Source organism: Microbacterium hydrocarbonoxydans, assembly GCF_900105205.1.
Taxonomy (GTDB): domain Bacteria; phylum Actinomycetota; class Actinomycetes; order Actinomycetales; family Microbacteriaceae; genus Microbacterium; species Microbacterium hydrocarbonoxydans.
The window spans coordinates 329,239-353,675 of the sequence record NZ_FNSQ01000005.1 but is presented as its reverse complement, the minus strand read 5'-3'; the positions used below and the strand labels follow the sequence as shown (position 1 = coordinate 353,675).

Sequence of the window (24,437 nt, the reverse complement as noted above, 5' to 3'; positions counted from 1 at the left end):
GTGCTGCGCGCGCACATTCTCTTCGCGCGCACCCATCCGGACACACCCAATTCCAGTCAGGAGAAGGTCATCATGCGTACTTTCATCAAGCGGGCCCTATGGGGCACGCTGCTCGCCGGCGGGATCACCCTGCTCGGCGCAACCGCCGCCAACGCGGCCGACACATCGGGAGAGGACGGGCTGCTCTCGGGCACCCAGGCCGTAGCCCCGATCTCGGTCCCCGTCACGATCGTCGACAACGCGATCTCGGTGCTCGGAACGTCCACGGCGCAGCCGGCACCCGCCCCTGCTCCGGCTCCCGCTCCCGCTCCCGCTCCCGCTCCTGCTCCTGCTCCCAGCACGAGCGGCGACTCCGGCACCGCCTCCGGCACCCAGGCCGTCGTGGATGTGACCCTGCCGGTCACGGTTGACGGCAACGCGATCAGCGTCCTCGGCGAGTCGTCGAGCGAGACCGCACCGGCAACGCCGGCCGAGGCTCCCCAGGCCCCGGCACCGACCGCGCCCGCCCCCTCGATCACGACGAACGGCGTCGACGGACTGCTGTCGGGCACCCAGGCCCTGCTGCAGGTCGACGTCCCGATCACCGTGTCGGGCAACTCTCTCGCCGTCCTCGGTGAGAGCGACGCCCAGACAGAGGATGCCGCAGCACCGGCATCCTCGAGCGGCTCCGCGACCGGTTCGACGGCCCCGACGACGTCGGGTTCTGACAGCATCGGCGGCGGCACCCAGGCCGTCGCGCCTGTCACGGCTCCTGTGACCGTCTCGGGCAACGCGATCTCGCTCCTCGGCGAGAGCTCGTCGACGAGCGGATCGGCACCGGGAACCGCCCCCGCCACCGGCGGAACCGGAACCGGCAACACCACGACCGGTGACGACGGCATCCTCGGCGGCACCCAGGTCACCGCCCCCGTCACCGCACCCGTGACCGCCACCGGCAACGCCATCTCCGTCCTCGGAGACAGCGCCGTCACCGGCGGAACCGGCACCACCCCCGCCACCGGCGGAACCGGCACCGGCAGCACCACCACTGGTGACGACGGCATCCTCGGCGGCACCCAGGTCACCGCCCCCGTCACCGCACCCGTGACCGCCACCGGCAACGCCATCTCCGTCCTCGGAGACAGCGCCGTCACCGGCGGAACCGGCACCACCCCCGCCACCGGCGGAACCGGCACCGGCAGCACCACCACTGGTGACGACGGCATCCTCGGCGGCACCCAGGTCACCGCCCCCGTCACCGCACCCGTGACCGCCACCGGCAACGCCATCTCCGTCCTCGGAGACAGCGCCGTCACCGGCGGAACCGGCACCACCCCCGCCACCGGCGGAACCGGCACCGGCAGCACCACCACCGGTGACGACGGCATCCTCGGCGGCACGCAGGTCACCGCCCCGATCACGCTTCCGATCACGATCGGCGGCAACGCGATCGCCGTGGGTGGCGAGAGCACCGTGACCGACCCCGGCACCGGCCCGGGAACCGACCCGGGCACCGACCCGGGAACGGACCCGGGAACCGACCCCGGCACCGATCCCGGAACGGACCCGGGAACTGATCCCGCCACGCAGCCCGGGACCGACGGCGGCACGACAGTGACCGTCACCGGTGGCGTCTCCGTGATGGCGGCCGGATCCGCGCAGGGACTGGCCGCCACCGGCGGCTCGTCCTCGCTCGGACTCGCCGTGGTCGCAGTCCTTCTCCTGCTCCTCGGAGCAGGGATGCTGCGTCGTCGTCACCTGACGGCGTAGCCATACCCCGGCGGTGTCGTCATCCTCGGGGGAGGAGATGCGGCACCGTCGGTGTGCGGATCCCGGACGGTCGGAGAATCCCCAGTCCTCCGTCGTCATCTGCGGTGCCGCACAGTTCACGGATGCCTCGCGTCCCCAGCGCGGGGCATCCGTCGTGCCCTCCTGTCCCCAGGGCACGCAGAACGCCCCCTGTCCCGGAGGACAGGGGGCGTTCGAGAGCGTCGCGCCTTACTTGGCGGCGACGACCTGCAGCGTGATGACTGCGGTCACGTCGTCGTGCAGACGAACCGTGGCCTCGTGCTCACCGGTCGACTTGATCGCCGACGTGATGTGCACCTTGCGCTTGTCGATCGAACCGAGACCTGCGGCTGCGACAGCATCCGCGATGTGATCGGTCTTGACCGAACCGAAGAGACGACCCTCGTTGCCGGCCTTGACGGCCAGGCGCACCTTGGTGTTCTCGAGGGAGTTCTTCAGGGCCACGGCCTCGTCGCGATCGTGGATCGCGCGAGCCTGACGAGCAGCCTGGATCGAAGCGACCTGCTTTTCGCCACCGCGGGTCCACGCCGTAGCGAAGCCCTGGGGGATGAGGTAGTTGCGGGCGTACCCGTTCTTGACCTCGACCACGTCACCGGCGCTACCGAGCCCGGCGACCTCGTTCGTGAGAATCAGCTTTGCCATCTCGATACCCCTTACCGGCCGGCGCCAGCGTAGGGCAGGAGCGCCATCTCGCGTGCGTTCTTGATCGCGGTAGCGATCAGACGCTGCTCCTGCACCGAGACACCGGTGATACGACGGGCGCGGATCTTGCCGCGCTCCGAGACGAACTTACGGAGGGTGGAGACATCCTTGTAATCGATGACTCCGACCCGGATCGACTTCGCGGGAGCGGTGGGCTTGCCACCCTTCCGCGGCTTGCGGCGGTCGCCGCTCGACTTTCCAGCCATTGTTTTTCCTTAGTTATGAGTCGGATGCCGAAGCATCCGGAGATCCTGTTTCAGAAGGGGGTGTCGTCGCCGAAGCTGCCCGGAGTGCTCCAGGCATCTGCGCTCGTCGACGAGCCGGGCGTGGACCACGGCTCTTCCGACACCTGCTGCTGCTGTGCGGGACGGGACTGTCCGCCACCGCCGCCGCCACCGGTCGACGCCGCACGGGTGACCTGCGCGGTCGCGTACCGGAGCGAGGGGCCGATCTCGTCGACCTCCAGCTCGATCGCGGTGCGCTGGTTGCCCTCGCGGTCCTGGTAGGAGCGCTGACGCAGACGGCCCTGCGCCATGACGCGCATACCCTTGGTCAGCGAACCCGCCACGTGCTCGGCGAACTCACGCCAGACCGACGCACGGAGGAACAGCGCTTCGCCGTCCTTCCACTCGTTGGCGGCGCGATCGAAGTTCCGAGGCGTCGAAGCGATGGTGAAGTTCGCCACCGGCAGTCCGTTCTGCGTGTAGCGCAGCTCGGGGTCGGCCGTGAGGTTTCCCACCACGGTGATGACTGTTTCGCCGGCCATCGGACTCAGGCCTTCGCAGCCTTGGCGGCCTTGCGGGCAGCCTTCTCTTCAGAGCGCTTGGCCTCCGAAGCGACCATCGCCTGAGCTTCCTCAGAGCGGAGGACCTTCGTACGCATGATCTGCTCGTTCAGCTTCAGCTGACGGTCGAGCTCCTGCGTGGCCTCGCTGGTAGCGGTGAAGTTGACGACGGCGTAGATGCCCTCGTTCTTCTTCTGGATCTCGTAAGCCAGACGGCGCTTGCCCCAGATGTCGACCTTGTCAATCGAGCCACCATCGTTGGTGATGACCTTCAGGAACTTGTCGAGCGTAGGGGCGACCTGGCGCTCGTCGATCTCGGGGGTCAGAATGACCATGAGTTCGTACTGGTGCGTCACTTACCCACCTCCTTCGGACTAGAACGGCTTCCGGGACTTTCCCGGGAGCAGGAGGGTGTGTGCACGTCATCCGCCGAGCCGCCCGAGTGGGCGCCTGATGGCAGACAACCTTGACAGTCTAGCGGAGAAACCTTCGGTCTGCCTCCACCACCCGAGCGTCGGACTTGGCATGCTGGTATCCGTGCGCGATGAGAGTCAGCGCGCACACGACCGAAGGGGGAAGCGCCATGCGCGTCAACAAGTGGGGGGTCGGCATCGTCCTGACCGCCGCCGTATTGCTCACCGGCTGTTCCGCAGGAGGCTCTGAGAAGCCCGCCGACGAGAAGCCCGCCGCCGGAGCGGAAGAGACCACCGCACCGGAATCGAACTGCCCAGAGCTCGCGGAGGGCGCCACGATCGACGGCGCCGAGCTCGGCACCTGCATCACGGAGTCGATGAACGACAGCTCCGGCTACGCCGCGAAGACCACCATCCTCGGCATGGAGTCGACCGCGCGCTACAACCCGTCGACCGACGCGGTCGAGTCGATCTCGCCCGCGGGATCGCTGATCGTGATCGGCGACGACGTCTGGGTCAAGTCCTCTACGAGCGAGTGGCAGGTCGCCGACCCGAACTCGTCCGACCCGGTCATCGCGGGCCTGAGCACCGGCGCCGCGACCATCGCCGAGACCGACCCCGCGACGGCAGCCGGCGCGCTGACGGGCGAGTTCACCGTCACCGGCACCGGAACCCGCCTCGGCGAGGACGTCTACCTCGTCTCCGGCACCTCCGAGATGCAGGGCGTCTCGGTCGACATCGTCTACGAGGTCTCCTCGGACTACGTCGTGCTCGCCTCGACCGCGAACTCCGAGGCCGCCGGCCAGGAGATCGAGATCACGATGGAGGTCACCGAGTGGGATGTCGAGCAGGACATCAAGGCTCCGCTCTGATCCACTGAACTGAAGCTGCGGGCCGGGGCGAATCGCCTCGGCCCGCAGTGCGTTCGGCAGGATCGCTGATGCGCGGATGACCGCGCCGCGACAGGCGGAGAGCTCCCCGTGGGGCGGAGATCCGGCAGCATATGAGCCGCCCATCACGGCGAAGTCCGCCACACGGGGCGACAGACCGAGCGTCAGTCGATGACGGGGGCGATCTCCGACCACACGACGCGCTCGTTCGTCGAGGGGGCGACCGGGATGCGACCTGCGCCGTCCGGCTCGGGGATCGCGGCGAGGAGCGCCTGAGTGTACGGATGCTGCGGCGACGACCACACGCGATCCGTCGCGCCCGCCTCGAGCACCCGACCGGCGAACATCACGAAGGTGCGGTCGGCGATGCGGCGCACGACCGCGAGGTCGTGCGAGATGAACAGCATCCCCGCGCCCGATTCGGCGACGAGGTCTCGCATGAGTCCGGCCACGCTGGTCTGCGTCGAGGCGTCCAGCGCCGAGATCGGCTCGTCGGCGACGAGCAGCGACGGCCGTGCGGCGAGCGCTCGCGCGATCGCGAGACGCTGCTTCTGACCACCCGAGAACTGGTGGGGGAAGCGTGTCGCCACCTCGGTCGGGAGTCCCACGCGTTCCAGCCATTCCGCGACCGTCGACCCCTCGGCTCCACGAGCGCGAGCCGTGGCGATGCCGTCGGCGATCTGGTCGCCCACCCGGCGCCGCGGGTTGAGCGACGTCGACGGATCCTGGAAGACCATCTGGATGCCGGTGAGCGCGAGGTCGCGCCGACGGATGCCGAGCGGCTTCACGGGGCATCCCTGAACCGGACCTCTCCCCCGGCGAGCTTCTCGATGCCCACGACCGCGCGGGCGAGGCTCGACTTGCCACTGCCCGACTCGCCGACGAGCGCCACGGTCTCGCCGGGGGCGACGCTCAGCGAGACGCCGTCGACGGCGATCACCGGCGGGCTGCCGGGGTAGCGCACGACCACGTCGCGCGCGTCGAGGACGGCTGTCTCACTCATCTGCGGCCTCCTCTTCGGCACCCGGCGCTGCGATCGGCACGACGGGATCGACGACCGGATCGACCGCCGTGGCATCCGGTGCCACCGCAGTGTCCTCGAGCTTCGACCCCGGCAGGGCCGCGAGCAGCGTGCGGGTGTACTCGTGCTGCGGGTCGCGGAACAGCGTCGCCCGATCGGCGCGCTCGACGATCCGACCGTTCTTCATCACGGCGACATCGTCGGCGATCGCGCTCATCACGCCGAGGTCGTGGGTGACGAGCAGCACCGCGAGGTTCCGCTCGATGGCGAGGTCGCGCAGCAGCCGGAGGATGCCGGCCTGCACCGTCACATCGAGGGCGGTGGTCGGCTCATCGGCCAGCAGCACCTCGGGGTCGCAGGCCAAGGCGCACGCGATCGCGATGCGCTGGCGCTGACCGCCCGAGAACTGGTGCGGGTAGCGCGCGAGCGCGGCATCCGGATTCGGCACCTGCACCGTCTCGAGCAGTTCGATGGCCCGCGCCTTCGCCGCGGCGCCCCGGAGCCCGAGGTGCACGCGCATGTGATCGGTCAACTGGCGACCGATGGGCAGCTGCGGGTGCAGCGAGGCCGACGGGTCCTGGAAGATCATCGCGATGCGCTTGCCGCGGATGCGGTTGAGCCCCCGTCGGCGCATGCCCACCAACTCCTCCCCCGCGAGCGTGATCGATCCGCCGGTACGGGCCTGCCGGGGCAGGAGTCCGAGAACCGCGAGCGAGGTGAGTGTCTTGCCGGATCCGGATTCGCCCGCGAGGCCCTGGATGCGGCCGGCCTCGAGGTCGAGCGAGATGCCGTGCACGAGCGGGCGCCCGATGTCGATCGTCAGATCGCGGATGCTCAGAGCAGTCGTGGGGGCCGAGGCGCTCATGCCGCCGCTCCCTTCGCCGCCGCGACGTGCTCCGCCTGCTTCTCGTGCGTGACCTCTGCGGTCGGGTCGAGGATGTCGCGCATCGCGTCCCCCAGGAAGTTGAACGCCAGCACGACGGTCAGGATCGCGAGGCCAGGGAAGACGCCGAGCCACCAGGCGTCGAAGTTCTGCATCGCCGCCGAGATCATGGATCCCCACTCAGCCGTCGGCGGCTGGGCGCCGAGACCGAGGAACGACAGCCCGGAGAGCAGCAGGATCGCGGCTCCGATGTCGAGCGTGGCCAGCACCAGCACGGGGCCGGCGATGTTCGGGAGGATGTCGATGAAGAGGGTCCGCAGCGGCGAGTGGCCGAGAAGGCGACCGGCGATCACGTAGTTCTGGCCGCGGAGGCCGAGCACGATGCTGCGGGTGACTCGCGAGTACTGCGGCCACGACACCACGATCGCCGCGATCACGGCGTTGAAGAGGGACGGACCGAGGGATGCCGCCACCACCATCGCCAGGATGACGGTCGGGAACGCCATGAACAGGTCGGTGATGCGCATCAGCGTCTCGTCGACCCAGCCGCCGAAGTAGCCGGCGACGGCGCCGATCACGGTGCCGATGATCATCGCGGCGATCACGAGCATGAGCGCGAGCGGAAGGCTCACCGTCGCTCCCGTCATCAGGCGTGAGAAGATGTCGCGGCCGTTGCCGTCCGTACCGAGCAGGGTGTCGATCCCTGGCTCCTGCAGGCGCGGCAGCACCTGGGCGTTCGGGCCGAACGGCACCCACCACTGCGCGGTGAACGCGACGATGATCCACGCTCCCGCGATCACGGTGCCGATCACGCCGAGCGGTGTGCGCCAGGCTCGCGGCCACCGGAAGCGGAAGCGCCAGGGACCGGATGCCGAGTCGATGCGGCTCATGCGATCCTCACTCTCGGGTCGAGGACGCCGTAGAGCAGGTCGACGACGAAGTTGATGAGGAGGTAGATGACGCCGACGACCAGACCCACGCCCATGATGCCGGGCAGGTCGAGGTTCGCCGCCGAGTTGTAGGCGTAGGTGCCCAGGCCCGGCCACGCGAACACCGACTCGACGAGCACGGTACCGGACAGCAGCGAGCCGAACGCGACGCCGACGACGGTGAGGATCGGAAGGGAGGCCCCGCGCAGGACGTAGTCGAGGATCACGCGCATCGCGGGAAGGCCCTTCGCCCGGGCAGCGCGCACGTAGTCGCTGCCGAGCACCTCGAGCACCGAGGTGCGGATGAAGCGGGTGAGCAGACCGATCGTCACGAGCGAGAGCACCATCACCGGCAGAGCCAGGTGCGCGAGCGCATCCGCGAATCCGACGCCGTCGCCGTTGAGCAGGTAGTCGACCGTGTAGAGCCCGGTGATGCGGGGCGGCGGCGTGATGGACGGCGAGATGCGTCCGGATCCTGGGGCGATCCGCAGCTCGAGGAAGAACAGGTAGAAGCTGACCAGCGCGAGCCAGAACGTCGGCACGCTCAGGCCGATCAGCGTCACGATGCGGATCACCTGATCGGTGACGAGTCCGCGACGGTAGGCGGCGAGCGTCCCGAGCACCACGCTCACGGCGAGGCTGAGGATGATGGCGCCGATCGCGATCTCGATCGTCGCCGGCACGGCGGTGGCGAGATCGCTGGTGACCGGTCGCCCGGTCACCAGCGATGTGCCGAGGTCCCCGCGGAGCAGGTTCCCCATGTAGATGAAGTACTGCACGAAGAGGGGCTGGTCGAGGCCCTGGGCCTTGATGAACGCCTCACGTGTCGCCGGGTTCTGCGATGCTCCCTCACCCAGCGCCGCCGACACGGGGTCGCCGGGCACGAGGTTCGTCAGTGCGAAGGTCACGATCGTGACCCCCACGAGAAGGAGCAGCGAAGTGCCGATCCGGCGCAGCAGGTATCCGACGAGCGGCGACCTGCGACGCTGTGCCTGCCGTCGCACGGCCACCGTCGTCATGAGTCAGCTCCCGATCAGCCGGCGGGCGTGATCTCGGCGATGTCCATCTCCCACACCGAGTTGTACACGGCGCCGGAGACGGCATCCGCCGTGGCGATGTTGCGGCCGGGGACGATCAGCGGCACGAAGGGGCCCTCGGCCTGCATCGCCTCGGCGAAGGAGGCGAATGCCTCGCTGCGCTGGGCCTCGTCGGTCGCGGCGGCGGCACCGGCCGCGATGCCCGCGATCTCGGGGTTCGCCTCGGCAGCCCAGCCGGCGCGCAGGCCGACCTTGAGTCCGGGAGCGAACGGCAGGAAGTTGGCGGAGTCGGCGTAGTCAGGACCCCAGAACCACAGGCCGAAGCCCTCGGTGCCGTTGACGTACGCGTCGAGCTCGGTGGCGAAGGGGGCCGGCGCGAGTTCGACGGCGATGCCGGCATCCTCGAGCTGGGCCTGGATGCGCTCGGCGAGCGGGGTGAACTCCACGCCGCCGACCGGGTAGTCGTTCGGGAACTGCAGCTTCAGGGTCTGACCCGTGTAACCGGCCTCGGCGAGAGCAGCCTTCGACTTGTCGAGGTCCTGCTCCACACCGCTGTCCAGGGCGCCCTCGAATCCGGGGGGGATCACGCCGGTCGCCTGAACGGCGCCCGCACCCGCGAGCTCCAGCAGCGCGTCGTAGTCGAGGGCGTAGCGGATCGCCTCGGCGATCTTCACGTTGGCGAGGTCACCCGCGACGGCCTCGGACTGGTTGAGCAGCAGGAAGATGGTCTGGCCCGACGGCACGGACTCGACGTTCAGTCCGTCGCCGAGGCCCGAGACCTGGTCGCCGTTCAGATCCATCGCGACCATCGAGTCGCCGCCCTTGAGGTTGGCGAGCTGCGTGGCGCTCTCCGAGACGTTGCGCACCACGACGCGGTCGTACGCGGCCTTCTCGTCACCGTCGTACTCGTCGCTCTTGGTCAGGACGACCTGCGAGGAGAGGTCGAGCGTGTCGAGCACGAACGGACCAGAACCCGCTGACGTGCCGTCGAGGAACTTCTGCGCACTGTCGGTGCCGTCGGTGGTGCCGCCGTTCTCGATCACGACGTCGGAGTTCACGATGCCCAGCGCCGGGTTCGCGAGGATCGCCGGCAGCTGCAGCAGCGGCGTCTCGGAGGTGATCGAGATGGTCTTCTCGTCGACCTCCGTGATGGTGAGCCCGCCGAGGAGGAAGTTCGGCTTGGCCTCGGTCATGCCCTGGATGCGCTGCAGGGTGAAGACGACGTCCTTGGCCTCGATCGGCGTGCCGTCCGAGAAGACGCGGTCGCCCTCGAGCGTGAAGGTGAACTCGGTCGCCTCGTCGTTCTGCTCCCATGAGGCGAGGCCGGGGACCGGGGTCGAGACGTCAGATCCCTCGAAGTCGACGAGCGTCTCGTACAGGGCCTTGGCGATCATGTTCCCGGTCGGGTCGTACGTGTGACCGGGGTCTGCGGTCTCGATCGAGAACGCGGTATCGATGACCAGCGAGTCGGAACCGGAGGAATCTCCGCCGTTGTTCGCCGAGTTGCCACCGGAGCAACCAGCGAGAGCGAGGAGCGAGACCGCTCCGATCGCGATGACGGACGTGCTGCGACGTGACGACATGGGGGCCTCCAGGGGCGAGGAGTTTCACGGGTTCGGTCGACGCCGGGTGGACGACCGGTGATCAGATTCGCATTGTATGGGACTATGTGTCCAGCAAGAATGCAGACGTGATCACAGTCTGTCCATGAGCCTGTCCGTGAGGAGCATTGTGTCCACCAAGAGCGAAGAAGCCGTGAGGCAATCTGGACGAAGTGCCGCTCCATTGGACGACATCGGATACAGAATCCTCGAGACGCTGCGTGATAACGGTCGCATTTCGATCGCCGCGCTGGCCGAGACGGTGGGCATCTCGCGCGCCAATGCGTACACCCGCGTCGAGTCGCTGATGCAGGACGGCGTGATCACGGGCTTCAGCGCGCGGGTCGATCAGTCCAAGGCCGGGCTCTCCATCGGCGCGCTCGTGTTCGTCACGGTGCACCCGCAGGCGTGGGCGTCGTTCCGTGAGAGCGTGCTCGAGATGCCCGATGTCGAATGGTGCGCGATCACGACCGGCGAGCACGACGCGATGCTGCTGATCCGTGCTGTCGATGTGAGCGGCGTGCATGAGTTCACCACCGGCGTCATCGCCCAGCTGCCAGAGGTCCGCACGGTCGTCAGCGTGGTCGTGCTCGACGAGGTCGTCCGCCGGTCGTACCTGCTGCCGAGCGACCTGCCGGAGCGCGACCTCGCGACGCCGCTGGGCATGACCCGGTGGACACCGGCGACTCCCGGTCGCGACACGCTGCCGCCGCGCTGACCCGCGCGCCGGCATGAGCCGTCAGGCGGCTGCGGGTTCTTCGCAGACGCTCAGCTGCGGCAGTCCGTGCATCTCGTAGTGCTCGACGAGGCGGATGCGACCGTCCTCCGTGAGCTCGAGTTCGCTCTCGCCGTCTCCGGTGACCACGCTGCCGTCGGCCACGAGCACGTGCACGAACGAGACCCAGATGGTGTCTGCCGTGCGCGTGCCGACGAACCGCCCGAAGGTCACCGTGTCGCCCGAGTACTCTCCCCAGATCGCGCCGTCGCGCTCCCAGTAGACGAACTCGCTGGGTGACGTCGCATCCACCGCGGAGGTGGTCGAGGAGACCATCAGGAAGCGGCGGCCGTCGAGGGAGGGGATCGTTGCAGTCGAGCTCACCCTCCGATTATGGAGGGCGTCCGGGCCTGGTTCATCCGGCGCCGAGAAGCGTCTGGGCGGGCGGCCCGCCGGGTGGTGAGTGCGAGACGAATCCGCCGGGAGCAGCCGGGCCGAGTCGTTTTCGTCTCCGCCCTCACCCCCTTCGAGTCCCCCTTCCTCCGCCGCGTCCCCGGGTGATGCGAGAGGCCCCCGGTACCGTGGGTCGCATGCAGTGGACCTCTGACACCTCGGCCGGCGACTGGCTCCGCGACCGGCTCGATGCGGGGTGGGGCGAGACGATGCACGTCGTGGTGCCGCAGGGGTTCCCCGCCTACGTGCGAATCCTGCACCCCGCGGCCGTGCGCTCGCTGCCCGACCGCCCGGTGCCGACGCACGACGAGTACGACGCGATGACGCCGGCCGAGCGGCAGGCGATCTTCGACCGCCTCATCGACGCGCCCGCGACGTGGGCCGAGACGGCATCCGCGTTCGGCACGACCCTGCATCCCCTCGCGCAATGGCAGCGCATCGTGCGCACCCCTCCGGGCGAGGACTGGAACCAGCGCATCTCCCCCGACGGTCGGGAGTTCACCGCGCCGATGGACGGCGAGACCTCGCCGGAGCTGCTCGCCGCCGTCACCGCGCACCTCATCGGCCACACGAGCACTCCGGATGCCGGATTCGCCGCGCTCTGGGAAGGACGCGGCGGACTCGTCGGTCACCTGGGCCACGGACCGTCGCGCGCGTTCGTCACGTTCAGCGACGACCCGCAGCACCAGGCGATGCTGGATCGCAGCATCCATGACCCGTTCAACAACGTTTTCCGCAAACCGACCTGGCAGGAGGGGATCCTGTCGCGCGAGATCTCGGAGGGGCCGAGATTCCGACTGCCGAACCGCGACCACGTGCTGTTCCGCGGCGCACCGAGCGCGTTCGCCCGCCCTGAGTGGGTGCTCGACGTGCCGTGGCGGGATGTGCCGGCCGAGGAGCACGGCTTCCCCCCTGCGGCCCAGAGCCCCAGCATCCTGTGGCCCGACGACCGCTCTTGGGTCCTCGTGAGCGAGATCGACTACGACTCCACGATCGTGGCGGGGAGTGCAGAGCTCATCGCCGAGATCTGCGCGGACGATCGGCTGGAGGCGTTCCCCATCCCGGAGAACGCGGAGCTCACCTGGGAGTCTGACGAGGTGAACCGATGACCGCGCCGCAGCCCCGGTCGACCCCGTCCTTCGACGCCGCGCCGCTGACCGACCCCGTCGACCCGAAGGCGGTCAGCGCCTTCGCCGCCGAACTGAAGTCGCGGGGGGCGTCCGAGACCTCACTGTCGTCCGTGATCGCCATCGTGATCATGGTGCTGATCGCGGCGATCACGGTTCCGGTGCTCGTGATGACGGTCGTCAGCATGTTCACGTCCGGAGAGACGGGGATCGCGACGATCGGCCTCCTCCTCTTCGGAGGTGCCGCCTTCGTCGGAGGCGTCATCGGCGTGGTGGGATGGCGCCGCGCCCGCGAGACCCGCTACCGCCTGAACCGCTTCGCCCTGGCCAACGGCATGTCGTACGAGGGAAGAGTCGCCTCACCCTCGCTGCCCGGGATGATCTTCAGCCTCGGCAGCTCGCGCCTGTCGACCGATCTGGTGCGGGGCACGAGGCCGCGCTTCGTCGAGTTCGGCAACTACCAGTACACGGTGCGCTCGGGGAAGAACTCCACGACCTACCGCTGGGGCTACGTCGCCGTGAAGCTCGACGTGCCCCTGCCCAACATCGTCCTCGACGCGAAGGGCAACAACGGCTTCGGGTCGAACCTGCCCGCGTCCTTCCAGAAGGAGCAGCGTCTCTCGCTGGAAGGCGACTTCGACCAGTACTTCACGCTGTACTGCCCCGAGGGCTACGAGCGCGACGCCCTCTATCTGTTCAGCCCCGACATCATGGCGCGCTTCATCGACAACGCCGCAGAGCTCGACGTCGAGATCGTCGACGACTGGGTGTTCCTCTACACGCAGCGCAAGGTCTCGACACTGGATCCGGCGACCTGGGCGTGGCTGTTCGGCGCGGTCGGCGCGCTGATCACGAAGTTCGACCAGTGGGCCCGGTGGCGTGACGACCGACTGCTGCTCGAGAGTCCGGCGGCATCCGCTGCTTCCCCCGTGGCGCCGCAGGAGGCGAGCGACCGGCTTCCGTTCGCCCCACCGGCGGGGCTGCTCTTGCCTCCGCCAGGCGTCGCGCAGCAGGGCCGACGCCTGAAGCGCAGCGTGCAGTGGATCCCGATCCTGTTCGTGATCGGGATCGCGGCGTTCTGGATCTGGTCCCGATCGCTCTGAGATCAGGCCCGAGGGAGAGTGTGGGGGTGGGTGCTGACTGGGGATCAGCTGCCCACCCCATCCCCCCTCGGGATCAGAGAAGGATCTGACTCCTTCTCCGCAGGACGGTCGAACCGTCCACACGCGCGGGTCAGCTGGGGACTGACGACTCTGCGCGTATACGAGTAATGGTATACCGGCATACGTTGCATACCATTGCGTCGAAAAGAGTCGACCGAACGCGTTGCATCCGGTCCAGAAACGTGCGAAATGAGGGCTCAGGAGCTCTTTGCGACGCGACATTCGTGCATCGGCTGCCGCACTCCCTCATGCTCCGGCGAGGCCGACCGGGAGGTCTCGACTGTTGTGGAGGACCCGGTGGATGCGGACGGCATCCGCGTCGTCCGTATAAAAGATGATGAAGGGGAACCGCTTCACCCCGACGTCACGCAGGTCGAGGATCTCCGTCTCGAGCGCGAATCGCGAGGAGCCGATCGCAGGGAACTCCGCGATGAGGTCCTTCGCATCCTGCAGCGCATCGATGAACCCACTCGCCGCGTCGATGGCACCGGACAGCACGTAGTAGTCGATGGCCCCCAGGATGTCCTCGTCCGCGGATGCAGACGTGACGACCCGTCGAACACTCACTCGTCGGCGAATTCTGCGTTGCTCACCCGCGCGCGCAGCCTCCTGAAGTAGTCGTCGTCCATCTCAGACCCTGGGCCTGAACCCATGCCGGAGATGACGAGGGCCCGGAGCGCCGCGCGGGCCTGCTCCTTCCGGATCAGGTCGCGAACGAACTCACTGCTGGTGCCGAAGCCGCGCTCGACCACCTGGTCCTCGACGAACTCCTTGAGGGCACCGGGGAGCGAGACATTCATCGTGGCCATACGGCGATTCTACTTTCGATGGCAAGCTTTGTCATCCGCGTCGGCCCGGTATCCCGTTACCCCGAGTGACGTCGACGGCCCCACCGCGTTCTGCATGCAAGAGAATGGAAGGCGATGTCTGAACGCGAATCCCACAGCCAGTGGCAGGCCGAGCGCCGTGCCTCCGTCACGTCCGCGACCGGCAACCTCGCCCTCGTCGAGACCCGCTGGACGGGCGGGCGTCCCGACGTGGAGGCCGAGCGACAGGCCGCAGCGGACTCTGTAACGGTGACCGCCCTCCGACGCACGGACATCGACACCGGCGAGGCCGAGTACGGACTCCGCTTCTGGGATGCCGACTCCCCGGCGATCCGAGCGTTCGACCGCATCGACACGTATGACTACGACCCGGCCTGGGTGCTGGAGGGACGCTTCACCCCCGTCGCCGGTGCCCGCACGGTGCCTTTCGAGCACATCCGCGACAACGGCGGCACCCGCGACCTGGCGGTCCCCGGCGACATCCACCTCGAGCTCGACGGACGCGAGTACACCCTCGCCGCCTTCGACGACGGCGGCACCCTGCTGCTCGTGTTCGGCGACGAGACCAACGGCTCGGAGACCTACGGGTCCGGCCGGTTCCTGTTCGTGGAGCTGCGGGATGACGAGGGCGATGTGACCCTCGATTTCAACCGCGCGTTCGTGCCGCCCTGCGGATTCAGCGCCCAGTACAACTGCCCGCTGCCGCCGGCATCCAACCGCTTCCCCCTGCCTATCCGAGCAGGCGAGAAGAACGTCGTCTTCCGCGACGGCTTCGACATCTACGCGGCGTGACGCCGCGCACTCTCACCCTGGAGTACTCATGAGAAGAACCCGCATCCTCGGCGCGCTCGGCGCCGTCGCCACGCTCGCCCTCGTGGCCGGCTGCGCGTCGGGAGCCACGGACGACGCCGCGAGCGAAGACGCGACCATCCTGATCGGCTCGCTCTACGAGCCGACCAACCTGAGCAACACTCAGGGCGGCGGCCAGGGAGTGACCGAGGCGCTGACCGGCAACGTCTACGAAGGCCTCTACCGGCTGACCGACGACGGCGAGGTCGAGCCGCTCCTCGCCGCGGACGCCGAGGTCTCGGACGACGGACTCACGTACACCGTGACGCTGCGCGACGATGTGACGTTCCACTCCGGCGACCCGCTCACCTCCGCCGACGTCAAGTCGAGCATCGAGGCCGTGACGGCCGAGGACTCGGTGTCGGCCCGCAAGTCGAGCTTCGAGGTCATCGCCGACATCGCGACCCCCGACGACCAGACCGTCGTGTTCACGCTCTCGCAGCGATCGATCTCGTTCCTCTACAACCTCAGCTACGTCTGGATCGTGAACGACGAGGCGGGCGACATCACCGAGTCGGAGGACGGAACCGGCCCCTACACGCTCGACGAGTGGAAGAAGGGGTCGACCCTGACCCTCGAGCGCTGGGACGACTACTGGGGCGAGCCGGCCAAGAACGGCGAGGTCGTCTACACGTACTTCACCGACGCGACGGCCGAGAACAACGCCCTGCTCACGGGCGAGATCGACGTCATCACCAGCGTGCAGAGCCCCGACTCGCTCTCGCAGTTCGACTCCGACGACTACGTCGTGAGCGAGGGCACCTCGACCACGAAGGAGCTGCTCGCGTTCAACGACCGCGTCGCGCCGTTCGACGACGCCAAGGTGCGCAAGGCGATCTACTCCGCCATCGACACCCAGAAGCTCCTCGAGTCGATCTGGGGCGACTACGGCACGCTCATCGGATCGATGGTGCCGCCGACCGACCCCTGGTACGAGGACCTCACCGAGGTGAACCCGTACGACGTCGACCTCTCGAAGGATCTGCTCGCCGAGGCCGGCTACGCCGACGGCTTCACCTTCACGCTCGACACCCCGAGCTACGACCCGCACCCCGCCGTCGCGGAGTTCCTGCAGTCGCAGCTGGCCGAGGTCGGCATCACGGTCGAGATCAACACGATCAGCGCCGACGAGTGGTACACGAAGGTGTTCAAGGAGCAGGACTTCCAGGCCACACTGCAAGAGCACGTGAACGACCGTGACGTGGTCTGGTACGGCAACCCCGACTTCTACTGGGGCTACGACGACGCCGACGTGCAGAAGTGGGTCGCCGAGGCCGAGCAGGCCGCCACGACCGACGAGCAGACGGCACTGCTGAAGCAGGTCAACGAGAAGATCGCCGAGGATGCCGCGAGCGTATGGTTGTACCTGTACCCGCAGATCGTGGTCGCCTCGAGCGACCTCAGCGGTTACCCCGTCAACGGCCTGAACTCCCAGTTCTTCGCCTACGACATCGTCAAGTCCTGACGCGCGAGGGGGATGCCGCGCGTCGGCATCCCCCTCTTTCATCCTGAGAAGCCATGCTCGCCTACCTGCTGCGCCGCCTCGCGTTCCTCGTGGTCTCGCTCCTCGTGGCGATGATCGCGATCTTCGTGCTGCTGCGGCTGCTTCCCGGCGACCCGGCGAACGCCCTGCTCTCGGTGAACGCGACGCCCGAGCAGATCGCCGCCGCCCGCGCACAGGTCGGCTCGGATCAGCCCCTCCTGCAGCAGTTCACGACGTGGGCCGGTCAGCTGCTGCGCTTCGACCTCGGTGAGTCGTTCCTGAGCTCGCGTCCCGTCGGTCCCGACATCGCCGATCGCCTCGCCGTGACCCTTCCACTCACGCTCATCGCGTTCACGGTCGCCCTGCTCGTGTCCCTGGTGATCGGCATCACCGCCGCCGTGAAGTCCGATCGCTGGTACGGCATCGCGCTCTCGGGCTTCGCTCAGTTGGGCGTGGCCGTGCCGGTCTTCTGGGTCGGCGTGGTGCTGGTGTGGGTGTTCGCCCTCGGCCTCGGCCTGCTGCCGTCGGGCGGATTCCCGCGAGACGACTGGGAGGATCCGGCCGACGCGCTGCGCTCTCTCGCCCTGCCGGTGACGACGATCGTGATCGTGATGAGTGCGTCTCTCAGCCGCTACGTGCGCTCCGCCACCCTCGATGTGATCGGCAGCGATTACCTCCGCACCGCGCGCGCCGGCGGGTCGGGCATGTCCGAGGCGCTGCTGCGTCACGGCGTGCGCAACGGCTCGGTGCCGGTCGTCGCGATCCTCGGCATCGAGCTGTCCACCACTCTGCTCGGGGCCGTCGTCGTCGAGAGCGTCTTCACACTTCCCGGCCTCGGCAGCCTGCTGCTGTCGGCCATCGAACAGCACGACTTCCAGGTCATCCAGGGCGTCCTCGTCGTCAGCACCCTCTTCGTGCTGCTCGTCGGGTTCGCCGCCGACATCGTGCAGCGCCTGATCGATCCGCGTCTGCGCACGAGCGTCTCGGGCAATCGATGAGCCGCGTCGCCGAGCAGCTGATCACCGGATCCGTCCCTGTGCGGAGGCGGCCGAAGGCGACCCTGCTGATCGGGCTCGTGCTCACCGGCATCATCGCGCTCATCGCGCTGGTGTCGCTGTTCTGGCTGCCCTACCCGCTCGCCGACACGAGCGGAAGTCGCCTCGAGGGGCCGAGTGCGCTGCACCTGCTCGGCACCGATCGACTCGGCCGCGACCTGCTCTCGCAGCTCATGTGGGGTGCCCGGATCGCCTTGATCGTCGGCATCTGCTCGGTGGCGATCGCCGCCGTGCTCGGCGTGATCATCGGTCTGATCGCCGCCTTCTCGCGCCCCTGGGTCGATGACACGCTCTCCGCCGGACTCGACGTCGTGATCGCGTTCCCTGTACTTCTGCTCGCGATGCTCGTCGTCGCGGTGCAGGGAGCATCGCTGTGGTCGGCCGTGCTCGCGATCGGACTGGCGATGTCGGCGGTCGTCGCGCGTCTCACCCGGATCCTGTCGCGCCGCGTGCTGCAGGAGCAGTACATCACCGCCGCACGCACGAGCGGGACCTCGGTACTGGGGATCATCGCGCAGCACGTGCTGCCGAACATCGCCCCGACCCTCGCCGTCAGCCTCGCGCTGCAGTTCGGCGCGGCCGTGCTCGCGGAGGCAAGCCTGTCGTACCTCGGACTCGGCGCTCCCCCGCCCAACGCCTCGTGGGGGCGGATGCTGCAGGAGGCGCAGGGCACCGTGCTGGTGGCACCCGTCGGAGCGATCGCCCCCGGGATCGCGATCATCGCGCTCGTGCTCGGAGTCAACTTCCTCGCCGACGGTCTGCGAGATCTCGCCGACCCCACCCGCAGGAGGAGCCGATGAGCATGCTCGACGTCTCAGGCCTCACCGTGCGCTCCGGATCCGGGGCTCTCGTGCGCGATGTCTCGTTCACTCTGCAGGCCGGCGAGCGCCTGGGGCTGATCGGCGAGTCCGGGTCGGGCAAGTCGCTCACCTCGCTCGCGGTCACCGGTCTGCTGCCGGATTCTCTCGTGCCGTCCGGCTCCGTGCTGCTCGACGGGCATCAGGTCGTCGGTGCGCGGGATGCCGACCTGAGGCCGTTGCGCGGACCGGTCGCCCAGGTCGTGTTCCAGGAGCCGCTCACGGCGCTCGACCCGCTGATGCGGGTGGGTCGGCAGATCGCCGAGCCGCTTCGTCGTCATCTCGGCCTGCGCGGCGCGGAGCTGCGCTCGGCCGTCGCAGCGGCGCTCGACGAGGTGGCGCTGTCCGACCCGCGGATCGCCCGCGCCTACCCGCACGAGCTCTCGGGCGGTCAACGCCAGCGTGTGGCGATCGCGATCGCTCTCGCCGCCCGGCCGCAGCTGCTCATCGCGGACGAGCCCACCACCGCGCTCGATGTGACGGTGCAGGATGCCGTGCTCGCGCTGCTCGAACGACTCGTCGCCGACCGCGGCATGGCGCTGCTGTTCATCAGCCACGACCTCGCTGTCGTCTCGCGCATGGTCGATCGGATCGTCGTACTGCGCGACGGGGTGGTCGTCGAGGAGGGGGCGGTCACCGAGGTGCTGCAGCATCCGGCGGAACCGTACACGCGGATGCTGGTCGACAGTGCCCGCGCGCTCGACGCGTACCTCGATGCGAAGGAGGACGGCGCATGAGCCTCCTCGAACTCCGCGGTGCCGGCTTCGCCTACGGATCGCGCCGGGTGCTCGACGACGTCTCACTGAGCCTCGACGAGGGTGACTCGCTCGGTCTCGTGGGGGAATCGGGTGCGGGCAAGTCGACGATCCTGCGGCTGCTGCTCGGACTCGCGGCGCCGCGCGACGGTCAGGTGCTGTTCGACGGTGCCCCCCTGTCGCTGCGCGACCGGGCCCAGATGCGTCGGTTCCGGGCGAGCGTGCAGCCGGTGTTCCAGGACCCGTACTCGTCGCTCGACCCTCGTCAACGCATCGACCGCATCGTCGGAGAGCCCCTGCGGTCGTTGCGCCTGGCATCCGGAGCCGACGCCGAGCGTCGCGTCGCGGAAGCGCTCGAGTCCGTCGGACTCCCCGCCGACACCGCCCGCCGCTACCCGCACGAGTTCTCGGGCGGCCAGCGCCAGCGCATCGCGATCGCCCGAGCCGTGGTCTCGCGTCCCCGCGTGCTGCTCGCGGATGAGCCGGTGAGCGCCCTCGACGTCACCACGCGCGTGCAGGTGCTCGAACTGCTCGACCGGCTGCGGCGTGAGAACGGTCTGTCGCTCGTGATGGTGTCGCACGATCTCACCGCGATCGCCTCGGCCTGCGACCGCACGGTCGTGCTGCAGAACGGTCGCGTCGTCGAGCAGGGCCCGACCGCATCAGTCCTGCACGCGCCCCAGGACCCGTACACGCGCGCGCTGGTCGACGCGGTTCCGCGGCTCCCTCGCTGAGTGCCGTTCAGCCTTTCGTTTCGCGACGATGGATCTGAAATCCAGTTCCGGTATTCCGTCCACCAGCTCTCGCTGGCCGCTCGATCGCCCGGGGCACGCAGATACGGTTTCCGGGTGGCGGGACCGATTTCACACATGTTCTACGCGGACGATTCTGGCAATCTCGACGACGGATGGATCGTCTACGGATGGATCGAGCTCGCGGTCGCACGCTGGGACGCCGTGCTCGCGTACTGGCTGACGTTTCGCAAGAGACTTGTCGCGGACTACGGAATTCCGACATCAGAGGAACTGCACACGACTGCGCTCGTCAACGGCCGCGGCCGTGTCTCCTCGACACCACCTTCTCGCTTCGTGAGGAATGGTGTGACTCTCTGGAAGCCCTTCGGACGCGAGGTTGCATTGCGATGTCTCGAAGCGGTGCGCGATTGCCCGCACATCGAGATCGGTGTGTGTTTCAAGCGGTCGCCCCTTCGAAACAAGGCGATCAATCAAGACCGTGAAGCTGTGTACTCATCCCTTGTCGCCCTGTGGGATTCGCAATTGCACGCTTCGCACGACTTCGGGATCGTCGGGATGGACGGGGATGGAACTGATCCCATCTACTACAGCGCGCACCGGGCATTGAGCCTTTCCACGCGTCGGATCATCGAGGATCCGATGTTCCACAGTTCTCGACGGTCTCAATGGACTCAGATCGCGGACATCGTCGCCTGGTCCGGGTTTACTCACCTGAACCCTCACGCGGGCAATGAGTTCGCGTGGACCTGGTACGGCGACTACCTCAGACATTTGAATCCGCTCGGGGATCCGATCGACATGGCCTGACAGACAGCGAGACCCGCTTATCCACGAGAGTGGGGCGGGCCTGCATACACAGTCTACAAGACGGAGCGCTCCTTGTCGGCTCCGCCGAATCGCATTCCGGAACACATGTTCTCAGGCGCTCGTCTGTCACGATCCCCGCCACAGCGTGCGCTCCGGACTCGCTTCGAACGCGGAACGACACTATCCTCGACCCATGCGTTTCACCGTTTCGTCGTGGTGGCTGCCGGAGCAGCCGTAACGCATTCTCGCGCGGGCTGCACGGCAGCCCGCGACCCGTTCGCAGCACCACGTCCGTGCAGCTCCTTTCGAATCAGGAGCAGATCATGGACTCGTACGCCGCAACGCTCGCTCGCATGCCCGCTCTCCGCGAGGCGATCGAGCAGCACCCCGAGAGATTCCGCGTTCTCACCGGGGAACGCCCCACCGGACGACTGCACCTCGGGCACTACTTCGGCACGATCCGCGAACGCGTCCGGCTGCAGGATGCCGGTGTCGAGACGTTCGTCATCCTCGCCGACTACCAGGTCATCACCGACCGCGACTCCGTCGGGGACGTGCGCGGCAACGTGTACGACGCGGTTCTCGACTACCTCGCCGCCGGGCTCGACCCGGCAGCGAGCACGGTCTTCACCCATTCGGCCGTGCCGGCCCTCAACCAGCTCCTCCTCCCCTTCCTGAGCCTGGTCACCGAGGCCGAACTGCACCGCAACCCGACGGTCAAGGCGGAGCTGGCAGCATCCGGACGATCGCTGAGCGGGCTGTTACTCACATATCCCGTCCACCAAGCAGCCGACATCCTGTTCTGCAAGGGCAACCTCGTTCCGGTGGGGAAGGACAACCTGCCGCACGTCGAGATGACGCGCACCATCGCGCGTCGATTCACCGAGCGATACGGCGACGTGTTCCCGGAGCCTGCCGCTCTCGTCACCGACACTCCCGAGCTCCCCGGTCTCGACGGGCGCAAGATGTCGAAGAGCTACGGGAACGCCATCGCGCTCGGCATGACGGCTGACGAGACCGCCGACGCCATCCGTCGCGCCCCCACCGATTCGGAGCGCACGATCACATACGACCCCGCGAACCGGCCCGGAGTATCGGGGTTGCTCGCGACGGCTGCGGTCGTTCTCGACCGCACGCCGGAGGAGATCGCAGACGAGGTGGGCGCTGCAGGAGCCGGCGCGCTCAAGCGCCTCACCACAGAGGCCGTGAACGAGTTCCTCGCAGACCATCGGGCCCGGCGTGCATCGCTCACGATGTCTGACGCCGCAGCTGTGATCCGGGAGGGGAATGCGCGCGCGAACGCGATCGCGGAGACGACCCTCGACGAGGTGCGCGCGGCGATGGGGATGGTCTACTGAGGAGGGTCTAGCCCTCGGCCGAAGGCGCGAGCCCGAAGTACTCCAGCTCCGCATCGTTCAGCATCCGGGAGCGGATCAGGAACCGCATGCCCGTGGGCCCCTCGACCGAGAAGCCGGCACCCCGACCCGGCACGACGTCGATGGTCAGGTGCGTGTACTTCCAGTACTCGAACTGCGATTCCGACATGAAGACCTCGACCGCGGCGTCGAGCCCCACATCGAGGGCACCGAGCAGCACGTCGCTCGGCCCGGTGATGAACATCCCGACGGGATAGCACATGGGCGACGAGCCGTCGCAGCATCCTCCCGACTGATGGAACATCAGAGGTCCGTGCTGCACGGTGAGGTCGCGGACGAGGGATGCTGCGGCATCCGTCACGTCGACCCGCTGATAGGTGCCGATGCTGACCATGGTCCGAGCCTTCCTGTGTGGGGAGCCGCCGCGTGGTTCCGGGCGGGCGCTGCCGGTGCAGCGCCCGCCCGGAGGTCGAGCTCAGAAGAAGCCCATCGGGCCTTCTGCGTACGAGACCAGGAGGTTCTTGGTCTGCTGGTAGTGGTCGAGCATCATCTTGTGGTTCTCGCGACCGACGCCCGACTGCTTGTACCCGCCGAACGCGGCGTGCGCCGGGTACTGGTGGTAGGTGTTCGTCCAGACGCGGCCCGCCTCGATCGCCCGTCCTGCGCGATAGGCGGTGTCGCCGCTGCGGCTCCATACCCCGGCACCGAGTCCGTACAGAGTGTCGTTGGCGATCGAGATCGCGTCGTCGAATCCGTCGAACGAGGTCACCGAGAGCACGGGCCCGAAGATCTCCTCCTGGAAGATGCGCATGTCGTTCGTGCCCTCGAACACGGTCGGTGCCACGTAGAAGCCCTCGCTGAGGTCGCCGCCGAGATCGACGCGGTCGCCGCCGGTGAGCAGTCGCGCGCCGCCCTGCTTTCCGATGTCGATGTAGCTGAGGATCTTCTCCAGCTGATCGTTCGACGCCTGCGCGCCGATCATCGTGGCCGGGTCGAGCGGGTTGCCCTGCACGACCTTGCCCACTCGCGCGAGCCCGTCGGCGAGGAAGCCGTCGTAGATCGAGCGCTGGATGAGCGCCCGCGACGGACAGGTGCAGACCTCTCCCTGGTTGAGAGCGAACATCGTGAAGCCCTCGAGCGCCTTGTCGTAGAACGGGTCGGCGGTGTCGCGGGCGACGTCCTCGAAGAACACGTTCGGGCTCTTGCCCCCGAGCTCGAGCGTCACGGGGATCAGGTTCTGCGACGCGTACTGCATGATCAGGCGCCCCGTCGTGGTCTCGCCCGTGAAGGCCACCTTGCGGATGCGCTTGTGCTGCGCGAGCGGCGCACCGGCCTCGATACCGAAGCCGTTGACGATGTTCACGACGCCGGCGGGCAGCAGATCGCCGATGATGTCGAACAGGAAGAGCAGGGATGCCGGCGTCTGCTCGGCCGGCTTGATGACGACGCAGTTGCCTGCGGCGAGCGCCGGTGCCAGCTTCCACACGGCCATGAGGATCGGGAAGTTCCACGGGATGATCTGCCCGACCACACCCAGCGGCTCATGGAAGTGATACGCGACGGTGTTCTCGTCGAGCTGGCTGATGCCGCCCTCCTGGGCACGGAGCACTCCGGCGAAGTACCGGAAGTGATCGACGGCGAGCGGGATGTCGGCGGCGAGCGTCTCACGCACCGGCTTGCCGTTCTCCCAGGTCTCGGCGACCGCGATCTCTTCGAGGTGCTGCTCGATGCGGTCGGCGATCCTGTTGAGGATCACTGAACGCTCCGCCGGGCTGGTCTTGCCCCAGCTCGCGAACGCCTTCCACGCGACGTCGACGGCACGGTCGATGTCTTCGACGGTTCCCCGCCCGACCTCGGTGAACGGCTTTCCGTTGACGGGGCTGACATTCTCGAAGAACTGGCCCTTGGCCGGGTCGACGAACTCGCCGCCGATGTAGTGCCCGTATCGCGGTCGGTAGGTCGCGACGGCGCCCGGCTGACCGGGTGCGGCGTACGCGGAGGATGCGGGGGCGGTGGACACGTCTTCTTCGACGATGGTCATCGTGACTCCTTCGACGGGCCGCGGCGTCGGTGCTGCGCGGCTGTGGTTCGAAGGTAGGTCGGGCAGGGTTGCGCCTCGGTGCGCACCGTTGCGGATGGTTGCGGTGCCTGCTGCTCCCCCGCGAGC

Annotated in this window: 28 protein-coding genes; 13 read left to right on the top strand and 15 right to left on the bottom strand. The window is 68.1% G+C overall.

Features of this window, described 5'->3' with window-relative positions:
- Positions 1-72: 72 nt before the first annotated feature.
- A complete protein-coding gene (locus BLW44_RS01975) occupies positions 73-1,749 on the top strand; it encodes a chaplin family protein (protein ID WP_074731988.1) in 1,677 nt (558 codons plus the stop codon).
- Between the two features lie 228 nt (positions 1,750-1,977).
- Here the strand turns inward: BLW44_RS01975 and rplI are convergent, their stop codons facing one another.
- From rplI to rpsF, 4 genes are read right to left on the bottom strand one after another with little or no spacing between them, the layout of a single operon-like run.
- The gene (gene rplI / locus BLW44_RS01970; protein ID WP_060926178.1) at positions 1,978-2,430 is read right to left on the bottom strand and encodes a 50S ribosomal protein L9; all 453 of its coding nucleotides are present in this window, start codon (positions 2,428-2,430) and stop codon (positions 1,978-1,980) included.
- Positions 2,431-2,441: 11 nt separating this feature from the next.
- A complete protein-coding gene (rpsR, locus tag BLW44_RS01965) occupies positions 2,442-2,696 on the bottom strand; it encodes a 30S ribosomal protein S18 (RefSeq protein ID WP_042541518.1) in 255 nt (84 codons plus the stop codon).
- Between the two features lie 50 nt (positions 2,697-2,746).
- Positions 2,747-3,256, bottom strand: coding sequence for a single-stranded DNA-binding protein (locus BLW44_RS01960; RefSeq protein WP_053098204.1), 510 nt, complete (start codon positions 3,254-3,256; stop codon positions 2,747-2,749).
- Between the two features lie 5 nt (positions 3,257-3,261).
- Positions 3,262-3,630, bottom strand: coding sequence for a 30S ribosomal protein S6 (gene rpsF / locus BLW44_RS01955; protein ID WP_029264265.1), 369 nt, complete (start codon positions 3,628-3,630; stop codon positions 3,262-3,264).
- A 227-nt stretch (positions 3,631-3,857) separates the two neighbouring features.
- Here rpsF and BLW44_RS01950 point away from each other — a divergent pair, with 227 nt between their 5' ends.
- Complete coding sequence (locus BLW44_RS01950; protein WP_245647361.1) at positions 3,858-4,559, top strand: hypothetical protein; 702 nt, start codon at positions 3,858-3,860, stop codon at positions 4,557-4,559.
- A gap of 182 nt (positions 4,560-4,741) precedes the next feature.
- Here the strand turns inward: BLW44_RS01950 and BLW44_RS01945 are convergent, their stop codons facing one another.
- Genes BLW44_RS01945 through BLW44_RS01925 form a run of 6 tightly spaced genes read right to left on the bottom strand, consistent with a single transcriptional unit; the run spans position 4,742 to position 10,030 of the window.
- Positions 4,742-5,365 carry an ATP-binding cassette domain-containing protein gene (locus BLW44_RS01945; protein WP_254775106.1) on the bottom strand — a complete coding sequence of 208 codons (624 nt, stop codon included), beginning with the start codon at positions 5,363-5,365 and terminating at the stop codon, positions 4,742-4,744.
- A complete protein-coding gene (locus BLW44_RS18155) occupies positions 5,362-5,580 on the bottom strand; it encodes an ATP-binding cassette domain-containing protein (protein WP_254775105.1) in 219 nt (72 codons plus the stop codon). Before BLW44_RS18155 ends, BLW44_RS01945 begins: the two co-directional genes overlap by 4 nt.
- Complete coding sequence (locus tag BLW44_RS01940; protein ID WP_082724483.1) at positions 5,573-6,463, bottom strand: ABC transporter ATP-binding protein; 891 nt, start codon at positions 6,461-6,463, stop codon at positions 5,573-5,575. Before BLW44_RS01940 ends, BLW44_RS18155 begins: the two co-directional genes overlap by 8 nt.
- Positions 6,460-7,371: an ABC transporter permease gene (locus BLW44_RS01935; protein ID WP_060926181.1), complete on the bottom strand. Its 912-nt coding sequence runs from the start codon at positions 7,369-7,371 to the stop codon at positions 6,460-6,462. Before BLW44_RS01935 ends, BLW44_RS01940 begins: the two co-directional genes overlap by 4 nt.
- Positions 7,368-8,429 (bottom strand): ABC transporter permease, encoded by a 1,062-nt coding sequence (locus BLW44_RS01930; RefSeq protein WP_060926182.1) that lies wholly within the window; start codon positions 8,427-8,429, stop codon positions 7,368-7,370. The genes BLW44_RS01935 and BLW44_RS01930 overlap by 4 nt, the downstream gene beginning before the upstream one ends.
- 14 nt (positions 8,430-8,443) lie before the next feature.
- Positions 8,444-10,030 (bottom strand): ABC transporter substrate-binding protein, encoded by a 1,587-nt coding sequence (locus BLW44_RS01925; protein ID WP_060926183.1) that lies wholly within the window; start codon positions 10,028-10,030, stop codon positions 8,444-8,446.
- A gap of 202 nt (positions 10,031-10,232) precedes the next feature.
- Here BLW44_RS01925 and BLW44_RS01920 point away from each other — a divergent pair, with 202 nt between their 5' ends.
- The gene (locus BLW44_RS01920; protein ID WP_060926184.1) at positions 10,233-10,766 is read left to right on the top strand and encodes an Lrp/AsnC family transcriptional regulator; all 534 of its coding nucleotides are present in this window, start codon (positions 10,233-10,235) and stop codon (positions 10,764-10,766) included.
- 21 nt (positions 10,767-10,787) lie between these two features.
- On the opposite strand, the gene BLW44_RS01915 is transcribed toward BLW44_RS01920, so the two are convergent.
- Positions 10,788-11,147 (bottom strand): avidin-fold protein, encoded by a 360-nt coding sequence (locus BLW44_RS01915; RefSeq protein WP_245647362.1) that lies wholly within the window; start codon positions 11,145-11,147, stop codon positions 10,788-10,790.
- A gap of 206 nt (positions 11,148-11,353) precedes the next feature.
- On the opposite strand from BLW44_RS01915, the gene BLW44_RS01910 reads away from it, so the two are divergent.
- Both BLW44_RS01910 and BLW44_RS01905 read left to right on the top strand, forming a co-directional pair.
- Positions 11,354-12,325 carry a hypothetical protein gene (locus BLW44_RS01910; protein ID WP_060926265.1) on the top strand — a complete coding sequence of 324 codons (972 nt, stop codon included), beginning with the start codon at positions 11,354-11,356 and terminating at the stop codon, positions 12,323-12,325.
- Positions 12,322-13,446: a hypothetical protein gene (locus tag BLW44_RS01905; RefSeq protein ID WP_060926186.1), complete on the top strand. Its 1,125-nt coding sequence runs from the start codon at positions 12,322-12,324 to the stop codon at positions 13,444-13,446. Before BLW44_RS01910 ends, BLW44_RS01905 begins: the two co-directional genes overlap by 4 nt.
- Before the next feature lie 306 nt (positions 13,447-13,752).
- Here the strand turns inward: BLW44_RS01905 and BLW44_RS01900 are convergent, their stop codons facing one another.
- Together BLW44_RS01900 and BLW44_RS01895 are read right to left on the bottom strand one after the other, a co-directional pair.
- Entirely contained in the window at positions 13,753-14,073 is a 321-nt protein-coding gene (locus BLW44_RS01900; protein ID WP_060926187.1) for a type II toxin-antitoxin system RelE/ParE family toxin, read from the bottom strand.
- The gene (locus BLW44_RS01895; protein ID WP_060926188.1) at positions 14,070-14,315 is read right to left on the bottom strand and encodes a ribbon-helix-helix domain-containing protein; all 246 of its coding nucleotides are present in this window, start codon (positions 14,313-14,315) and stop codon (positions 14,070-14,072) included. Before BLW44_RS01895 ends, BLW44_RS01900 begins: the two co-directional genes overlap by 4 nt.
- Before the next feature lie 114 nt (positions 14,316-14,429).
- On the opposite strand from BLW44_RS01895, the gene BLW44_RS01890 reads away from it, so the two are divergent.
- The 8 genes from BLW44_RS01890 (at position 14,430) to trpS (ending at position 22,252) form a co-directional block, all read left to right on the top strand.
- A complete protein-coding gene (locus BLW44_RS01890; RefSeq protein WP_060926189.1) occupies positions 14,430-15,125 on the top strand; it encodes a DUF1684 domain-containing protein in 696 nt (231 codons plus the stop codon).
- A gap of 28 nt (positions 15,126-15,153) precedes the next feature.
- Complete coding sequence (locus tag BLW44_RS01885) at positions 15,154-16,647, top strand: ABC transporter substrate-binding protein (protein ID WP_060926190.1); 1,494 nt, start codon at positions 15,154-15,156, stop codon at positions 16,645-16,647.
- A gap of 53 nt (positions 16,648-16,700) precedes the next feature.
- Entirely contained in the window at positions 16,701-17,663 is a 963-nt protein-coding gene (locus tag BLW44_RS01880) for an ABC transporter permease (RefSeq protein WP_060926191.1), read from the top strand.
- On the top strand, positions 17,660-18,520 hold the full coding sequence (locus BLW44_RS01875) for an ABC transporter permease (RefSeq protein ID WP_060926192.1): 861 nt from the start codon (positions 17,660-17,662) through the stop codon (positions 18,518-18,520). Before BLW44_RS01880 ends, BLW44_RS01875 begins: the two co-directional genes overlap by 4 nt.
- Positions 18,517-19,314 (top strand): ATP-binding cassette domain-containing protein, encoded by a 798-nt coding sequence (locus tag BLW44_RS01870; protein WP_060926193.1) that lies wholly within the window; start codon positions 18,517-18,519, stop codon positions 19,312-19,314. Before BLW44_RS01875 ends, BLW44_RS01870 begins: the two co-directional genes overlap by 4 nt.
- Positions 19,311-20,066, top strand: coding sequence for an ABC transporter ATP-binding protein (locus BLW44_RS01865; RefSeq protein ID WP_060926194.1), 756 nt, complete (start codon positions 19,311-19,313; stop codon positions 20,064-20,066). Before BLW44_RS01870 ends, BLW44_RS01865 begins: the two co-directional genes overlap by 4 nt.
- Positions 20,067-20,180: 114 nt before the next feature.
- Complete coding sequence (locus tag BLW44_RS17915) at positions 20,181-20,894, top strand: DUF3800 domain-containing protein (RefSeq protein ID WP_175473390.1); 714 nt, start codon at positions 20,181-20,183, stop codon at positions 20,892-20,894.
- Between the two features lie 323 nt (positions 20,895-21,217).
- The gene (gene trpS, locus BLW44_RS01855; protein ID WP_060926196.1) at positions 21,218-22,252 is read left to right on the top strand and encodes a tryptophan--tRNA ligase; all 1,035 of its coding nucleotides are present in this window, start codon (positions 21,218-21,220) and stop codon (positions 22,250-22,252) included.
- Between the two features lie 7 nt (positions 22,253-22,259).
- Here the strand turns inward: trpS and BLW44_RS01850 are convergent, their stop codons facing one another.
- Complete coding sequence (locus tag BLW44_RS01850) at positions 22,260-22,664, bottom strand: DUF779 domain-containing protein (RefSeq protein WP_060926197.1); 405 nt, start codon at positions 22,662-22,664, stop codon at positions 22,260-22,262.
- Positions 22,665-22,745: 81 nt separating this feature from the next.
- Positions 22,746-24,311 (bottom strand): acetaldehyde dehydrogenase ExaC, encoded by a 1,566-nt coding sequence (exaC, locus tag BLW44_RS01845; protein WP_060926198.1) that lies wholly within the window; start codon positions 24,309-24,311, stop codon positions 22,746-22,748.
- Between the last annotated feature and the right edge of the window lie 126 nt (positions 24,312-24,437).

What these genes read in the sequence shown, in the direction of transcription:
- BLW44_RS01975 (WP_074731988.1), top strand. Translation starts at nt 73, where the DNA reads ATGCGTACTTTCATCAAGCGGGCCCTATGGGGCACGCTGCTCGCCGGC.
- rplI (WP_060926178.1), bottom strand. Translation starts at nt 2,430, where the DNA reads ATGGCAAAGCTGATTCTCACGAACGAGGTCGCCGGGCTCGGTAGCGCC.
- rpsR (WP_042541518.1), bottom strand. Translation starts at nt 2,696, where the DNA reads ATGGCTGGAAAGTCGAGCGGCGACCGCCGCAAGCCGCGGAAGGGTGGC.
- BLW44_RS01960 (WP_053098204.1), bottom strand. Translation starts at nt 3,256, where the DNA reads ATGGCCGGCGAAACAGTCATCACCGTGGTGGGAAACCTCACGGCCGAC.
- BLW44_RS01950 (WP_245647361.1), top strand. Translation starts at nt 3,858, where the DNA reads ATGCGCGTCAACAAGTGGGGGGTCGGCATCGTCCTGACCGCCGCCGTA.
- BLW44_RS18155 (WP_254775105.1), bottom strand. Translation starts at nt 5,580, where the DNA reads ATGAGTGAGACAGCCGTCCTCGACGCGCGCGACGTGGTCGTGCGCTAC.
- BLW44_RS01940 (WP_082724483.1), bottom strand. Translation starts at nt 6,463, where the DNA reads ATGAGCGCCTCGGCCCCCACGACTGCTCTGAGCATCCGCGATCTGACG.
- BLW44_RS01935 (WP_060926181.1), bottom strand. Translation starts at nt 7,371, where the DNA reads ATGAGCCGCATCGACTCGGCATCCGGTCCCTGGCGCTTCCGCTTCCGG.
- BLW44_RS01930 (WP_060926182.1), bottom strand. Translation starts at nt 8,429, where the DNA reads ATGACGACGGTGGCCGTGCGACGGCAGGCACAGCGTCGCAGGTCGCCG.
- BLW44_RS01925 (WP_060926183.1), bottom strand. Translation starts at nt 10,030, where the DNA reads ATGTCGTCACGTCGCAGCACGTCCGTCATCGCGATCGGAGCGGTCTCG.
- BLW44_RS01910 (WP_060926265.1), top strand. Translation starts at nt 11,354, where the DNA reads ATGCAGTGGACCTCTGACACCTCGGCCGGCGACTGGCTCCGCGACCGG.
- BLW44_RS01905 (WP_060926186.1), top strand. Translation starts at nt 12,322, where the DNA reads ATGACCGCGCCGCAGCCCCGGTCGACCCCGTCCTTCGACGCCGCGCCG.
- BLW44_RS01895 (WP_060926188.1), bottom strand. Translation starts at nt 14,315, where the DNA reads ATGGCCACGATGAATGTCTCGCTCCCCGGTGCCCTCAAGGAGTTCGTC.
- BLW44_RS01890 (WP_060926189.1), top strand. Translation starts at nt 14,430, where the DNA reads ATGTCTGAACGCGAATCCCACAGCCAGTGGCAGGCCGAGCGCCGTGCC.
- BLW44_RS01885 (WP_060926190.1), top strand. Translation starts at nt 15,154, where the DNA reads ATGAGAAGAACCCGCATCCTCGGCGCGCTCGGCGCCGTCGCCACGCTC.
- BLW44_RS01880 (WP_060926191.1), top strand. Translation starts at nt 16,701, where the DNA reads ATGCTCGCCTACCTGCTGCGCCGCCTCGCGTTCCTCGTGGTCTCGCTC.
- BLW44_RS01875 (WP_060926192.1), top strand. Translation starts at nt 17,660, where the DNA reads ATGAGCCGCGTCGCCGAGCAGCTGATCACCGGATCCGTCCCTGTGCGG.
- BLW44_RS01870 (WP_060926193.1), top strand. Translation starts at nt 18,517, where the DNA reads ATGAGCATGCTCGACGTCTCAGGCCTCACCGTGCGCTCCGGATCCGGG.
- BLW44_RS01865 (WP_060926194.1), top strand. Translation starts at nt 19,311, where the DNA reads ATGAGCCTCCTCGAACTCCGCGGTGCCGGCTTCGCCTACGGATCGCGC.
- trpS (WP_060926196.1), top strand. Translation starts at nt 21,218, where the DNA reads ATGGACTCGTACGCCGCAACGCTCGCTCGCATGCCCGCTCTCCGCGAG.
- BLW44_RS01850 (WP_060926197.1), bottom strand. Translation starts at nt 22,664, where the DNA reads ATGGTCAGCATCGGCACCTATCAGCGGGTCGACGTGACGGATGCCGCA.
- exaC (WP_060926198.1), bottom strand. Translation starts at nt 24,311, where the DNA reads ATGACCATCGTCGAAGAAGACGTGTCCACCGCCCCCGCATCCTCCGCG.